Below are 13,462 nucleotides of genomic sequence, written 5' to 3' on the forward strand. Positions count from 1 at the left end.
GTTACACCCTGCCTTTCGCAGACAATTTATTCAACATGTCCGCAACCATTGGCTCTAGATCAAATACGTGATTCCAACCCCACTCATGACGTGCAGCGGAATCATCGAGGGACTGTGGCCATGAATCCGCAATGGCTTGCCGAGCCGGATCAATCTTGTAGGTCATCCTGAAGGTCGGAATGAAGTTCCTGATCTCTAGGGCAAGTTCCCGGGGAGTGAAGCTCATGGCGGTAACGTTGAATCCGTTACGGTGCATGAGTCGTGTCTCGGGAGCCTCCATGAGTTCAATGGCGGCGCGTACAGCATCGGGCATGTAGATCATCGGGAGCGCAGTCTCTGGCTTCAGATAGCATTCGTAGTGCCCGCGAGTGAGGGCCGCCTTGAAGATTTCTACTGCGTAGTCTGTCGTGCCGCCGCCTGGCGTGTGGGACCACGAAATGATCCCTGGGTAACGAATACCACGAGTGTCAACGCCATGGTGACGGTGATAATAGTCGCACAGAAGTTCCCCAGTCAACTTTGTAATCCCGTACATTGTATTGGGGCGCTGAATCGTATCTTGTGGCGTATTCATCCGCGGCGAGAGTGGGCCGAAGGTGCCAATAGAGCTTGGAAAGAAGACTCGACATCTATGAGCACGAGCGGTTTCCAGGACATTCAACAGACCGTCCATGTTGACTCTCCATGCTCGTACCGGCTCCTTTTCCGCTACTGCCGAAAGCACTGCCGCGAGGTGAAAAATGGTGCCAACTCCGTAATCGACAACAACCTCATTGAGTTCGTCTTTGTCACTCGTGTCAAGGCGTCTCCACAATCCAACATGTTCAAGATCGTTCTTGTCGCTTGCTACCACGTTTCCATCGCCGTATCTCTGCCTAAGCGCTGTGGTCAGATCAGAACCAACCTGTCCCCCAGCCCCTGTTACCAAGATTTTTCCTGGCGTACTCATTTCGTTCACCTTGCCGCAAGGCTTGTGGTCTTGTTCTAGCGTAGCAGTGCCTGGCAGGGTGTCAATTCCGGTTTGGCAAAGAGAATTGCCTAATTTCTTGTGTGGAAAAGATTCCTATTCCGCAGTGTGGTTTACTGCTATTATGTATATATCGCGCAAGGCGCCTTATTTCATGCCCGAAGGAATCCCAGAAGACAAGAAAATACTGATAGTTGAAGATGATTTGTTTTTGAGCGACCTACTCGCGAAGCGTTTGGGTAAAGAGGGCTTTCACTTTGCCATCAAGTTAGACGGGGAGACAGGGTTGGAAGAGGCACGGAAAACACATCCGAACCTCATCCTGCTTGACCTCCTTCTTCCTGGCATGGACGGGTATGAGGTTCTGCGGCAGATCAAGGCTGATCCAGCACTTAAGGACACTCCCGTGCTTATCGTCTCCAATCTTGGCCAAAAGGACGAGGTTGAGAAGGGTATGCAGCTTGGTGCGGCGGGCTTCCTTGTTAAGGCCCACGTCGACCTAGACGATATTGTGGCAAAGATCCAGCAATTTCTTAAATAGTAAAGTTATTAATAATAATGAGGTTTTTCTCCGGCGTTTAACCAGGAGACGACCTTAAGCAGATTAGACTATGGGACACTTTTTAGTTTTATTACCACTCCTTATCATCGCGTCGGCGTTTCTGCATCGAGCATACAAGAAGGATCCAGACAACCTTTATGCTCACTACTTTAGGAACTTCGCCGTGGCTTGGACAGGGTGTACGTTGGTTGGGGCTACGGCCGTCGTCGTTGGTGGAACCGTCTACGCCCAGCTTATGGGAGCAGCGTTCAGCTTGCCGCTCCACTATTTTGCAAGCGCATATCTCGTGCTCTTGGCATTTGCGTTGTACAAAAAACACGGATTTCTGCCGAAGTTTATTGTCGGAGTCATTATCGCGGCAGGTCTCTTTATCGGCTCAGTCATCTTGTTTAGTCCGAAGGTGCTGAACCTTTTTGGCGAGCTCGGCCCACTCACCGCTGTCTATAAATGGACGTCCGCACACTTTGCATATGTGCGACTCGGCGTGCTAAGTGGAATACTAATTCCGTTAGGACTCTTCTTCTTGAGTGAGTCGTTCAGGGCGGTTAGCAAGAGAGTTCGCGTACGCGCGCTCCTTATTGGTCTTGGTACGATTGTTATCGGTATTTTCGGTGGAGTTCACGTGTTTCTTGGCCCTGTCCCACTGGAATTCAACGTTCACTGGGCAGACCTTGTCGTCCCGCTTGGCTTCCTCCTCGTTTTTATTGGTCTCGTCTACGGCAAGACGCCGTCTGGCATCGACAAATAACAGAATCAAGTTTTGGTCTATTAGTTCATGGATGCTGAAGAGAACCGCATACCGGATGAGGGATTGATAAAGGAAAACCTACTGACGCTTTCTGCTGGGCTCCTTATTGGTGCCTACGCGGGAATAGCGTTCGTAGCGTTTTTTGTGTATGAAGTGCCCACGCGCGACATCGAGGCACTGAGCGTCTTCTTTAGTGCGGTATCGTCATCAACAAAAGCATTTTTCCAGTTCCTGATACTCTTTACGGCGTTTGCTCTCCTTGGAGCACTTGCGAGTTACGCTCTGGTTCTTACCCGAACTGTGAACAAACTTCGTCGAGAGGTGGTGGTCGTGCGCACCGTAGACAAATCAAAGGATCAGTTCATCTCAATGGTGCTTCACCATATTCGCACCCCACTCGCGGGTATCAAATGGAGTATCAAAGAAGCGTTCAAGGAGGCAGAGAAGCAGAGCCTCGGCAATGATGGTGTCAAAAGCATCCAAGATGTGCTCCTGGAAAATGAACGTGTGCTTACTGCAGTAGAGCATTTAATCGAAGCATCACAGGCAAGCATGGGCAGGGTGACCTACAACTTCAAAGTGGTTCCTGTGCAGGATGTGGTTACGCGCGTGAAGGAAATAGTGACCTCCCTAGAGGCGCTCGTCACCGCCAAAGGTATTTCGCTCCGATCAGACATCAAGGTGGCGTCTAACTCGTCTGTCAAAGTCGATATGGAAAAAGTAGCGATTGTAGTACAGACGCTTTTTGAAAATGCTGTGTCGTATAGCGACCCAGGTGGTTCGATCGCGGTAGAAACAGAAGAAGTTGCCTCTCACTTCATCTTTCGCATTACTGACACTGGTATCGGCATTCCGAAAGAGGATCAGGCAAAGATCTTTCAGCAGTTTTTCCGAACTGAAAGTGCACGACGGAAGGACCCTGGGGGGTTTGGTGTCGGTCTCTTCATTGTAAAAACCTTTCTTAAAGAACATGGTGGCGATATCTGGTTTACCTCCGAGAGTGGAAAGGGGACAACCTTTAGTTTCAAAATCCCGCTTATTACATCAGAGACAGAAAAGCATCTTGAAAAGCTATAGATTCGAACAAACAAAAGACCTCCATGGGTTTGACTGTGGAGGTCTTTTGTACTACAACAAAGGGCAGAAGGGGGTGTTTGCGCACCCCTAAGGAGGCAGAAATGGCGCGCAGTTCTCGTATTGGCATCCTTCGCGAGCGCATGGATGGCGAGCACAGAGTGGCTCTCACACCCGATGGTGTTCGCGCGTTACGTGCAGATGGTCATATTGTCTATGTTGAGATGGGTGCTGGAGCGGGGTCAGGTTTCTCGGATGATGAATACAGAGCAGTTGGAGCTGCACTCGCCCCCACCACTGAACATGTTGTTCGTAACTCAGGCGTTGTCGTCAAAGTAAAGGGTCTTCTTCCCGAAGAATCGCCACTACTCCCACTCCTTCACGGCAAAACACTTTGTTGTTTTCCGCACTTTGCTGGTACATCAAGAGAGTGGCTACAACGTTTCTTGGACGAACAAATCACCGTGTTTGGTTACGAGACGGTCCGCGATGACAACGGGAGGTTCCCCATACTTGCTCCGATGAGCGCGATTGCAGGTGTTGCTGCTGTACAATACGGCGCGCACTATCTTCAGAAATATTGCGGCGGGCTCGGTGTCCTACTCGGGAATTTTTCACCCACCGGTCACATCATGACGCCGCGGATCCTCACGGATTTTCCAAGGGCACACGTCGTCATCATTGGAGGTGGTATTGCAGGATATCATGCCGCAGAGACTGCGTGTGGGGCGGGTGCCCTTGTTACCTTGTTTGAGAAAAACCCCGAGACGCGCAAATACCTAGCGGGGCATTATAGAAACAATCTAAATGTCATTGTTGCAGGAGATCATCCTGATAACAAAGACCTGTTTCCGCAGTCGCTTCAAAATGCAGACATGGTCGTGAGCGCTGTCGCAAGTCCGGGAGCTCACGCTCCAGTCGTTCTCACAAAAGAACGTGTGCGTTTGATGAAATGCGGAGCAGTTATTGTCGATATCGCTATTGATCAGGGTGGTTCGGTGGAAGGGATGGTGGGCCCCACGACACACAAGGAGCCCATACGTGTGCTGGAGAACAAAGTCTTATACTGCGCAATCCCCAATATCCCAGGACAATTTCCTCGACAATCGACTCCCGCATTCTCACGAGCGCTTCTGCCAATTCTTTCGACACTTGCCGCGGAAGGGTTAACGCTAGGGGTACTAAGACATCCAGTCCTTGAGTCAGGTATCCAAACGCATACCGGGTTTATCACAAATGTGGCCGTTGCTAACGATCTTGGTATGGTAGACGGTTATCGCAATGTAAGAGATGTTATCTAAAGGTGTGGCGCCATCGGCAGACCGACGGCGCCTTTTTCATGATTTGCCACCAATATTCGTTTGTTGTACAATGCTTTTATGCAAAGTAAGGAGAAAAATAAAGGCCAAAAGATAGGCAAAAGGATACTAAAGGGGGTCAAGGATGGTAGCAAGAGCCTGTCGCCAAGGCAGGGCTTTTTCGGTAATCTCCTCACGACCTTTGTCATTCTCCTCATGATTATTTTGGCGACCTCTCTTTTTATAACAGGGGAAAACAAAACAGAAGAAATCGCCATCTCCCAAGTTGCCAAAGATATTCAGGCGGGGGCTGTGACAAAAGTTGTTGTTGAGGGAGAAGAGATCACGCTCACATACAAAGACGAGACTATCAGAAAATCAAAAAAGGAACGCGAAACAGCGCTTTCAGAGACACTTGCTAATTACGGAGTCACCACAAAAGAGCTCGCTACTATCGAGGTTGAAATCAAAAAAGAATCGGGCTTTCTCTTTTGGCTCCTCCAAGTAGCACCTTTCCTGTTGCCACTCATACTTATTGTCATTTTCTTCTGGTACGTCTCGCGTCAGGTGAAGGGGGCTGGCATGCAGGCATTTACCTTTGGCCAATCAAAGGCGCGGATGATTGATCCAGACGACAAAGCGCAACGCGTGCTCTTCAAAGATGTTGCCGGGGTAAAAGAGGCCAAACATGAACTCGAAGAAGTCGTAGACTTCTTGAGGAGTCCGAAAAAATTCCTCGACATTGGTGCGCGCATTCCCAAGGGCGTGCTCCTCATGGGTGCTCCAGGCACAGGCAAGACCATGCTCGCGCGTGCAGTTGCGGGTGAAGCAAAGGTGCCCTTTTTCTCCATCTCCGGTTCAGAATTTGTAGAAATGTTTGTCGGTGTCGGTGCTTCTCGAGTACGAGATCTCTTTAAGTTGGCAAAGAAAGTTGCTCCCGCAATTGTTTTTATCGATGAGATCGACGCAGTCGGGCGCATCCGCGGTACGGGAATGGGTGGTGGGCATGACGAGCGCGAGCAGACACTGAACCAGATTCTAGTTGAGATGGACGGCTTTGAACCAAACGAGAAGGTGATCGTGATGGCCGCAACCAACCGACCAGATGTGCTTGACCCGGCACTCCTTCGTCCTGGTCGTTTCGATCGTCGCGTAATTCTCGACCTCCCCGATGTACATGATCGTGAAGCGATCTTGAAAATCCATGCAGAAAAAAAGCCACTTGCAGAAGACGTGAACCTCCACGTGATTGCCGAACGCACCCCGGGCTTCTCTGGAGCAGATCTCTATTCGCTTATGAACGAAGGAGCTATTCTCGCTGCGCGTCATGACAGAAAGACAGTGACACAGCACGACCTTATTCGATCCATCGAAAAGGTCATGTTGGGACCGGAACGCCAAAGCCACCTCCTTACAAAGAAAGAAAAAGAAATCACTGCATATCACGAAGCGGGTCATGCGCTCGTCGCTTCAGTACTTCCCTACGCAGACCCTGTGCACAAGATTTCTATTGTTTCGCGTGGACATGCTGGTGGGTACACGTTGAAGCTTCCCCTCGAAGAAAGGCGTCTTCAGTCACGTCGCGAATTTCTTGATGATATTGCCGTCTCGCTCGGTGGATACGTTGCCGAAGAGATGATCTTTGGTGATATAACAACTGGGCCGTCTAACGACCTTCAGGTTGGGTCCGCACTTGCTCGTGACATGGTTACAAAGTATGGCATGTCAGACGGATTGGGTGCCGTGGCTTATGAAGAATCGGGTGGCCGTTCATACTTAGGTCGTGCGCGCGGAAGCGCCGATCGAGAATATTCCGAAGATATTTCTGCAAAGATCGATAGAGAAGTCGCCAAAATCGTTGACAACGCCTTACAACAGGTGAAAGATCTTTTGGGGGAACACCGGAAAGTATTGGAGTCCATCGCTCAAGAACTTATTCGGGTTGAGACGCTTGAACGTGCTGAATTTGAATCTCTCCTCCGCAAGCACGGCATAGAACCTAAAAGAAAAGTTGAGGTGGTGGCAGAAACAAAGTAGTATAAAGAAGGCTAAAGGCTCTTACGGCTTAAGCCCGACCCGTAGCTCAATTGGTTAGAGCACAGAGCTTCCAATGTCGAGCGAGGATGACAAAAACGAATACATGTGCCCGTAGCTCAATTGGTTAGAGCACAGAGCTTATACCTCTGCGGTTCCTGGTTCGAGTCCAGGCGGGCACACATTTGTTTTTGTCCCGAGCGAAGGCATTATATCAGTTTGTGATATACTCTGCGGTTCCTGGTTCGAGTCCAGGCGGGTCGATTCATAATCATGCGTTCTGTATTTGAGAAAAACGGTATAACGTGGGTAAAGATCACTGAACCCGGGAAGGGCGACTTTAAGTTTATAAAAAATCTCTTTCCTTTTCACCCCCTTGTTATCGAATCCATTGAAACGCCAACACTTCATCCGGCGCTAGAAAAATACAAGGATCACTTATTCCTTATCCTCCACTTCCCGATCATCTACAGAGACCAATCGAAAAATAAGGCGGTTGAAGTAGACTTTCTCATCACTAAGAACGCGCTTGTAACGTTGACGTACGAGTCGCACCCCCAACTCGACGAACTGTTTAAGAAATTTCAGAAAGATGAGGAGTGGCAAAATGAGCTCCTCGGGGATAACACGGGGAAGCTTGTCCACGGCATTATTGAGTGGCTCATGAAGTCACTCTTGAGTGACCTCGATTTCCTTGAAGAGACGGTGACGGACATCGAAGACCGTATCTTTGACGAGAAGCATGCCTCAATCATTGAAGAAATCTCAAACGCAAGGCGCGACATACTTGATTTTCGTCGGGTGACTGCCCCACACCAAACGATTCTAAAGCAACTTTTACCGCAGGTGGCGAAAGAGTTTTATGGTGCCGAGATGGAACCATACTTCGTCGACCTTGCGAGAAATGAAAGTAAAATTAGGCACTTGATTGAAAACCATAAGGAAACTATTGAGGCTTTGCACGCCACAAACGAGTCGCTCACCTCTAACCGAGTCTCTAAGATTGTGACCCTTCTTACTATATTTTCAACCATCATTTTGCCACTTAACTTCATGGCCTCACTTTGGGGAATGAATCATGAGTTCTTGCCGCTTCGGGACGGGCCTTATGATTTTTGGGTCCTTCTAGGATTGATGCTCCTCATCGGGTCAACGCTCATTTTCTATTTCCGCTACAAGAAATGGTTGTAAGTGACGGAGGAAACTCCTCATGAATAAGAAAAACATTTTCTATTGGTCCCTCTACGATTTCGCGAACTCTGTTGTCGAGATTGTTTTCTTTCTCTATTTTGCCCAGTGGCTTGTCGTTGAAAATGGAGTTGCCGATATCTGGTACAATTTGATCTTTGCCATCGGTTCACTCATGCTTCTGGCGACTGCGCCTATTTTGGGGAGTATTGCTGACAAAACCGGCCGGCAACAGAGATATTTGAACTCCATCACCTTTCTCACTTTCTTCTGCTTTCTCGGTGCTTCACTCACAACGCTCTTCTTTTCAGGCGAAGTGGTTCTTGCGGCCCTTTTCTTCCTTTTAGCGAATTACTTTTACCAGTTTTCATTTGTTTTTTACAACGCCCTCCTCCACTACATTGCCCCTCGGGAGAAATGGGGCCTTATCTCTGGCATCGGCCAAGCGGGCAATTGGTTGGGACAGATTGTCGGGCTTTTAGTTGCTCTTCCCTTTGCCGAGGGGGCGGTCTATTTGATCGGCGAAGTTGGGCGCGCGCAAGCGTTCCTTGTGCCGACCGTTCTATTCTTTGTCCTCGCTCTTCCAATGGTTTTCTTTTTTAGGTTGCCGAAACAAAAAGAAATCGTGGCAGATGTTAGTTTGAAAGACGAATATCGAAGTCAATGGAAAAAGTTTAAGACACTCATTAAAGCACCGGGCATGGGACTGTTTCTCCTCGCGTACTTCTTTTTCAATGACGCCATCATAACTGCTTCAAATAACTTCCCCATCTTTCTCGAGAATGTGTTTTCTATACCAGACGACACCAAGTCGTTACTTTTGGTGGGTATCCTTGGGACTTCGGTCGTTGGCGCACTCGGCTCTGGCTTCGTTGCAGATAAGATCGGGTTGAAGAGGGCAGTGCTCCTCGTTATTGGGAGCTGGGTCGTGCTCTTTCCACTCCTCGGCGTTATCACTGACTTCACCCTCTTTGTCGTCGCCGCTATTTTCATGGGATTTCTTTTTGGGGCGATTTGGACGGTGACGAGAGCGGCAATGATCGCACTTTGTCCAAAGGACCAGCTTAACTTTGGATTTAGTTTCTACACTCTCGCGGAAAGGGTCTCGACTCTTTTGGGGCCCGTGGCGTGGGGGCTTATCACAACCCTCCTTGTACCCTTGGGGCCAGTTCGTTATAGGATCGCACTCATTGCCATGGGGGTCTTTGTCGCCATTGGGTTTTATTTCATGAGAAAAGTGCATGTTCCGGAGTTGGAACGGATCCATCAAGCATAAACTTGCCTTTTGATTCTTGGTGTGACACTTCTCCTCTATTTCCGGCACAAAAAGTGGTTGTAAGTTGTTTTAAGGTAATCATGCTCATCGAAAGTTTTCCACTTGATGGGCGTTTTTGTGATATAATGAAAAGGAAAATTAGTCACATTTAATAATTAGTCGCAAGAGGAATATCTATGCAAAAAATGATTCATTGTGCGTGTACAGAGCGTTGTGCTGATGTCGCACCGCTTGTTCTTCGCATTGCTACAGGTCTCGTCTTTTTTATACACGGGTACACGAAACTCACGACGCAGGGTGTCCCAGGAGTCTCAGAGTTTCTGGGCTCTCTCGGGTTTCCAGCCCCAGATCTGTTTGCAATAGTTCTACTTACTGTTGAGATCGTCGGAGGTATTGCGTTGATTGCCGGTCTCTTCACGCACTGGGCGGCAAAGCTTACTGGTATTGTGGCCATTGTTGCCCTTGTGTTAGTTCACGTCAGCAACGGCTTTTTTGTGCAGAATGGTGGCTATGAGTTTGTTCTTCTCCTCATTGCCGCACTAGTCTCAATCATGGTAACTGGTCCAGGAAAGTACTCGCTCGATCACCACTGGCTCAAGAAGCACATGTAATTTGTGCGGAGATTAGTAGCTGTGTGTAATAAAGAGGCATTCCTCTCCTAAACTTACAGAATATGAACACTGAGACAAAAATTAATCCTTCTATGATTGGGGTGGGAATTCTCGTCCTCGCTCTTATCGTTGCCGGCCTTTGGTATTTGACCAAGAATAAAGAGGGGTCGGGGGGCGTTGTGCAAAGCGTCGAAGAAGTAAGCGATGCAGTACCAGAAATCTCGACTAACCCGGCCGAAGATGTGCCGGAGGTGAACCCTGTCGATCGGGCAAACCCCTTTAAATACGATAATCCACTCCGATAACCTATGTCTCTTGCTCTATCTAAAAAAGTCTTAGCCCTCCTAATTCTTTCTGTTGGGCTATTTGCAAGTTTCGGAATGATTGCCTTTGCTGCGGCGCAGGACTCCTCAATCTCCCTCAAGAAAGATGAAAGCAGCGGTTTCTACACTCTTACCTTGAGAGACCCCGACGGTATCCAGGAATTTTCGATGAATCCCGCGAAGGGGTCATCGTACGGAGGTGGGCTTGGCGGCTGCCCAAGATCTTTTAGCAGCAACAACATCGCGGTATTTAATGATCTCTCATTTGATCCTGCGATGCCAGCGTACATTATTGACTGTGCCAACAATACCACCAAGCTTGAAATTGGAGCCCCAAAGAACGGCATCGCATCAAGTAAAATTGTAAAAGAGGAGCCCAAAGAAGATGTCGTCTCTTCTAAAGCGGTAGAACAAAAAGAGGACAAGAAGAGCAATGAGGGTTCGTTAGGAAACGTAACATTCCCAGTCAGAGAGTTAGGTAACTGCAAAAACGAAGGAGACTGTCGGACGTATTGCGATAATGCAGACCACGCACGTGAGTGTCTCGCCTTTGCGAAAAAGCACCAACTTATTTCCGAAGATGAGGAGAAAGACGCCAAGGAAAAGTTTTTGAATGTTCAAAACGGCCCCGGCGGTTGCAACTCGTGGTCTTCATGTGAGGCGTATTGTAGCAGTATAGACCGCTTGGACGAATGCATCGCCTTTGCGGAAAAAATGGGGCATGCAGACGAAAAGATACAAGAGGCAAAGAAAATTCAGGCATTAGTCAAAAGTGGTAAGCAGTTCCCTGGAGGCTGTAAAGACAGAAACTCCTGCGAGCTTTACTGCGCTGATGTCAACCACATGGACGAGTGTATCGCTTTTGCGGAAGACGCGGGCTTTATGCCGGAAGAAGAGTTGAGGCAGGCAAAAAAGATATTGCCACTTATGAAGCGTGGGGAAACACCAGGAGGGTGTACATCAAAGGAGCAATGTGAGAAGTATTGTGAAGCAGAAGGCCATCTTGATGAATGTATAGCCTTTGCAGAAAAAGCAGATCTTCTCTCTGCTGATGAAAAAGAAATGATTCGAAAAACCGGCGGCAAAGGGCCAGGGGGCTGTAAGGGCAAAAAGCAGTGTGAGGCATATTGCGAAGCCAACGGTGAGGAATGTTTTAAGTGGGCACAGGCGAACGGCGTTATGAAAGAAGAGGATTTGGCACGGATGCGAGAGGGGACAGACCGTTTCAGAAAGGAACTTGAGCGAATGCCTCCCGAGGTTGTCTCGTGTCTGAAGGAAAACATGGGTGAAGAGAACTTCAGCAAAATGTCGAGTGGTGAACCGGTGTTTGACCGCTCACTCGAAGGCAAGATGAAGGGATGCTTCAGCCAGTTAACTAAGCAAGTGGGTCAACAGCTCAATTCACTTCCACCAGAAGCAGCCGAATGTATCAAAGAAACAGTGGGCGAAGACGGATTGCGGAAACTTCAGGGTGGTGAGTTTGACCCAACCAAAACTGACTTCAGTGAATTAGAGGGTTGCTTCCAGAAATTACAGGAATCATTTGGCGGACCCGGAGGATTCGGCGGCCCAGGCGGATGCAAGACACGTGAAGAGTGTGAGGCGTATTGTGAGGAGCATGGTGAAGAATGCCAAGGGTTCGGCCCCCCAGGCGGTGGTCCCGGAGGTGATTTCCGCGGCGGTGGCCCGGGTGGTTTTTCAGGCCCTGGTGGTTGTACCTCGATAGAGGAGTGTACAAGCTATTGCCAGTCAAATCTAGAAGAATGTGAAAAGTTTATGCCGCCTTCGGGAGCTCCCGGAGGGGAGAGGCGCGGCGAAGAGCACCGAGAGTTTCCTGGTGGCGGGGCGACTGAAGAGCAATTCCCTGGTAGAGGGAGAACTGGCGGTGAGTTCCCCGGTGGGCCAGGAGGATGCAAGACAAAGGAAGAATGTCAACGCGTTTGTGAAGAACACCCCGAAGAGTGTCGAGGCTTTAGTGGCGGAGTAGGTGGAGAGGGGAGATTAGACAGCATTCCGCCGCAAGGTAATTCACAAAAGCCGTTTGAACAACCCGGAAGCGATGAATATCGCAAGCAATACGAAGAGCAGTACAAGGCACAATATCAAAAACAATACGAAGGGCAGTTTGAAGGACGACCGCGAGAGCTCCCAATGGAACCTCCGCACAGGGAAGGAGTTGAGATCCAGCAAGAGCAATATCAGAGACAATATGAGGAGCAATACAAAGCGGAGTATCAGAAACAGTTTGAGCAACAGCAACAGTATCAATATCAACAAAACACACTGCCGTCACCAGAACCAACCCATCAGGATGTACCAGTGTATCAACAGTACCAACAACCTCCGCAGTCATCTGAAACTCAGCAATATTACAAAACAGATGAAGTGAATTTTGTGCCGCCTCCCGCTTCAACCCAAGGGGGAGCAGTGCGGCTCTACCGGGCTCCCAGAGGGTCACTCTACGAAAATACCAATCAACTCCTCAAGGGTTTTTCTCCTAGTCAATAAAGACTATAAAGTGAAGAAAGTAAAAACTACTCCGACCATAGTCGGAGTGGTTTTTACTTGATAGCGGGAGCGAGATTACGTCAATTGTGTCCCAACTTTCGTTATGGTATCCCTAGATAAGATCCCTGGTGCACATAGTAAGAAATGAAGACACCAAGACGTGGTGGGGGCCGAAGAATGGTAAAGAGAGGAGCATCTCCTCAAGAGGCAGGTGAACAGCTTTCGGCATTTATTCAGAGCACGGTTGCCGATGTTGCGAGCGATCTTCTAGGCAGTCTCTGGGGGCGTGTGTACTTGCCTCTAATATTAAAGCGGCGCGTCCTTCTTTTTGGCGTAATCGATGAGGATGCGGCAGAACGCTTAACGGAGCAATTGTTACTGCTTGATGCAGCGGCGTCTTTTCCCATCACACTTTTCATAAACTCTCGAGGCGGCGACTTTGAAGAGACGCTCAAGATAGTGGACACCATCCAACATCTTGAGTCGCCTGTTGATGCCGTTGTGGTCGGAAATGCACAGTCGTGCGCGTTCTTCATTCTTCAGGCATGTCGGAGAAGGGTCGCCTATCCGCACGCCTCCTTCATGATTCATGGGGTGAGCTTGCCAGACTCACGAATAGACCAGACTGATTTCGGGAGTATTGTGAGGGGCGCCAAAGATGAGCTAGATACAGTGTTTGAGATGATGGCCAAGAAAAGCGGTCTCTCGCTCTCACGTATCCAGAAATTGAGCAAGAAAGAAAAGATCTTGAACGCAGAGGAAGCGCTAAGCTCCAACTTCATCGATACCATATCGAAAAATCGACAGCGCCCATAATCGGGTGCTTTTTTCTAACAAAAATACTCCAACAATCTTGAGATTGTTGGAGTATTT

Annotated in this window: 12 protein-coding genes and 1 tRNA gene; 12 read left to right on the forward strand and 1 reads right to left on the reverse strand. The window is 48.8% G+C overall.

All coding sequences use genetic code 11. The annotated features are described in order from the left end of the window. Window position 1: 1 nt before the first annotated feature. Window positions 2-949, reverse strand: coding sequence for an NAD-dependent epimerase/dehydratase family protein (locus HY455_01190; GenBank protein ID MBI4118141.1), 948 nt, complete (start codon window positions 947-949; stop codon window positions 2-4). A 172-nt stretch (window positions 950-1,121) separates the two neighbouring features. Here HY455_01190 and HY455_01195 point away from each other — a divergent pair, with 172 nt between their 5' ends. The 12 genes from HY455_01195 to HY455_01250 all read left to right on the forward strand — a co-directional run bounded on the left by HY455_01195 (window position 1,122) and on the right by HY455_01250 (window position 13,405). Next, window positions 1,122-1,508 (forward strand): response regulator, encoded by a 387-nt coding sequence (locus HY455_01195; protein ID MBI4118142.1) that lies wholly within the window; start codon window positions 1,122-1,124, stop codon window positions 1,506-1,508. Window positions 1,509-1,578: 70 nt separating this feature from the next. Beyond that, window positions 1,579-2,277, forward strand: a complete 699-nt coding sequence (locus HY455_01200; GenBank protein ID MBI4118143.1) for a hypothetical protein — start codon at window positions 1,579-1,581, stop codon at window positions 2,275-2,277. Window positions 2,278-2,304: 27 nt separating this feature from the next. After that, window positions 2,305-3,354 (forward strand): HAMP domain-containing histidine kinase, encoded by a 1,050-nt coding sequence (locus HY455_01205; GenBank protein ID MBI4118144.1) that lies wholly within the window; start codon window positions 2,305-2,307, stop codon window positions 3,352-3,354. 101 nt (window positions 3,355-3,455) lie between these two features. Beyond that, the gene (locus HY455_01210) at window positions 3,456-4,652 is read left to right on the forward strand and encodes an alanine dehydrogenase (protein ID MBI4118145.1); all 1,197 of its coding nucleotides are present in this window, start codon (window positions 3,456-3,458) and stop codon (window positions 4,650-4,652) included. Window positions 4,653-4,730: 78 nt separating this feature from the next. Further along, window positions 4,731-6,686 carry an ATP-dependent metallopeptidase FtsH/Yme1/Tma family protein gene (locus tag HY455_01215; protein ID MBI4118146.1) on the forward strand — a complete coding sequence of 652 codons (1,956 nt, stop codon included), beginning with the start codon at window positions 4,731-4,733 and terminating at the stop codon, window positions 6,684-6,686. A gap of 105 nt (window positions 6,687-6,791) precedes the next feature. Then, window positions 6,792-6,865, forward strand: a tRNA-Ile gene (locus tag HY455_01220). A 91-nt stretch (window positions 6,866-6,956) separates the two neighbouring features. Beyond that, window positions 6,957-7,874 carry a magnesium transporter CorA family protein gene (locus HY455_01225; protein MBI4118147.1) on the forward strand — a complete coding sequence of 306 codons (918 nt, stop codon included), beginning with the start codon at window positions 6,957-6,959 and terminating at the stop codon, window positions 7,872-7,874. A 19-nt stretch (window positions 7,875-7,893) separates the two neighbouring features. Further along, window positions 7,894-9,147: an MFS transporter gene (locus HY455_01230; protein MBI4118148.1), complete on the forward strand. Its 1,254-nt coding sequence runs from the start codon at window positions 7,894-7,896 to the stop codon at window positions 9,145-9,147. 176 nt (window positions 9,148-9,323) lie between these two features. After that, window positions 9,324-9,758, forward strand: coding sequence for a DoxX family protein (locus HY455_01235; protein ID MBI4118149.1), 435 nt, complete (start codon window positions 9,324-9,326; stop codon window positions 9,756-9,758). Between the two features lie 62 nt (window positions 9,759-9,820). Next, complete coding sequence (locus tag HY455_01240) at window positions 9,821-10,063, forward strand: hypothetical protein (protein ID MBI4118150.1); 243 nt, start codon at window positions 9,821-9,823, stop codon at window positions 10,061-10,063. Between the two features lie 75 nt (window positions 10,064-10,138). Continuing rightward, the gene (locus tag HY455_01245; GenBank protein MBI4118151.1) at window positions 10,139-12,589 is read left to right on the forward strand and encodes a hypothetical protein; all 2,451 of its coding nucleotides are present in this window, start codon (window positions 10,139-10,141) and stop codon (window positions 12,587-12,589) included. 177 nt (window positions 12,590-12,766) lie between these two features. Further along, window positions 12,767-13,405, forward strand: coding sequence for an ATP-dependent Clp protease proteolytic subunit (locus HY455_01250; GenBank protein ID MBI4118152.1), 639 nt, complete (start codon window positions 12,767-12,769; stop codon window positions 13,403-13,405). Window positions 13,406-13,462 lie beyond the last annotated feature (57 nt).

It is taken from the genome of Parcubacteria group bacterium, assembly GCA_016204045.1.
GTDB lineage: Bacteria > Patescibacteriota > Minisyncoccia > Phycocordibacterales > UBA2135 > JACQLQ01.

Excerpts from the sequence above, each read along its gene's own strand:
- HY455_01190 (MBI4118141.1), bottom strand. The coding sequence starts at position 949 with ATGAGTACGCCAGGAAAAATCTTGGTAACAGGGGCTGGGGGACAGGTT.
- HY455_01195 (MBI4118142.1), top strand. The coding sequence starts at position 1,122 with ATGCCCGAAGGAATCCCAGAAGACAAGAAAATACTGATAGTTGAAGAT.
- HY455_01200 (MBI4118143.1), top strand. The coding sequence starts at position 1,579 with ATGGGACACTTTTTAGTTTTATTACCACTCCTTATCATCGCGTCGGCG.
- HY455_01205 (MBI4118144.1), top strand. The coding sequence starts at position 2,305 with ATGGATGCTGAAGAGAACCGCATACCGGATGAGGGATTGATAAAGGAA.
- HY455_01210 (MBI4118145.1), top strand. The coding sequence starts at position 3,456 with ATGGCGCGCAGTTCTCGTATTGGCATCCTTCGCGAGCGCATGGATGGC.
- HY455_01215 (MBI4118146.1), top strand. The coding sequence starts at position 4,731 with ATGCAAAGTAAGGAGAAAAATAAAGGCCAAAAGATAGGCAAAAGGATA.
- HY455_01225 (MBI4118147.1), top strand. The coding sequence starts at position 6,957 with ATGCGTTCTGTATTTGAGAAAAACGGTATAACGTGGGTAAAGATCACT.
- HY455_01230 (MBI4118148.1), top strand. The coding sequence starts at position 7,894 with ATGAATAAGAAAAACATTTTCTATTGGTCCCTCTACGATTTCGCGAAC.
- HY455_01235 (MBI4118149.1), top strand. The coding sequence starts at position 9,324 with ATGCAAAAAATGATTCATTGTGCGTGTACAGAGCGTTGTGCTGATGTC.
- HY455_01240 (MBI4118150.1), top strand. The coding sequence starts at position 9,821 with ATGAACACTGAGACAAAAATTAATCCTTCTATGATTGGGGTGGGAATT.
- HY455_01245 (MBI4118151.1), top strand. The coding sequence starts at position 10,139 with ATGATTGCCTTTGCTGCGGCGCAGGACTCCTCAATCTCCCTCAAGAAA.
- HY455_01250 (MBI4118152.1), top strand. The coding sequence starts at position 12,767 with ATGGTAAAGAGAGGAGCATCTCCTCAAGAGGCAGGTGAACAGCTTTCG.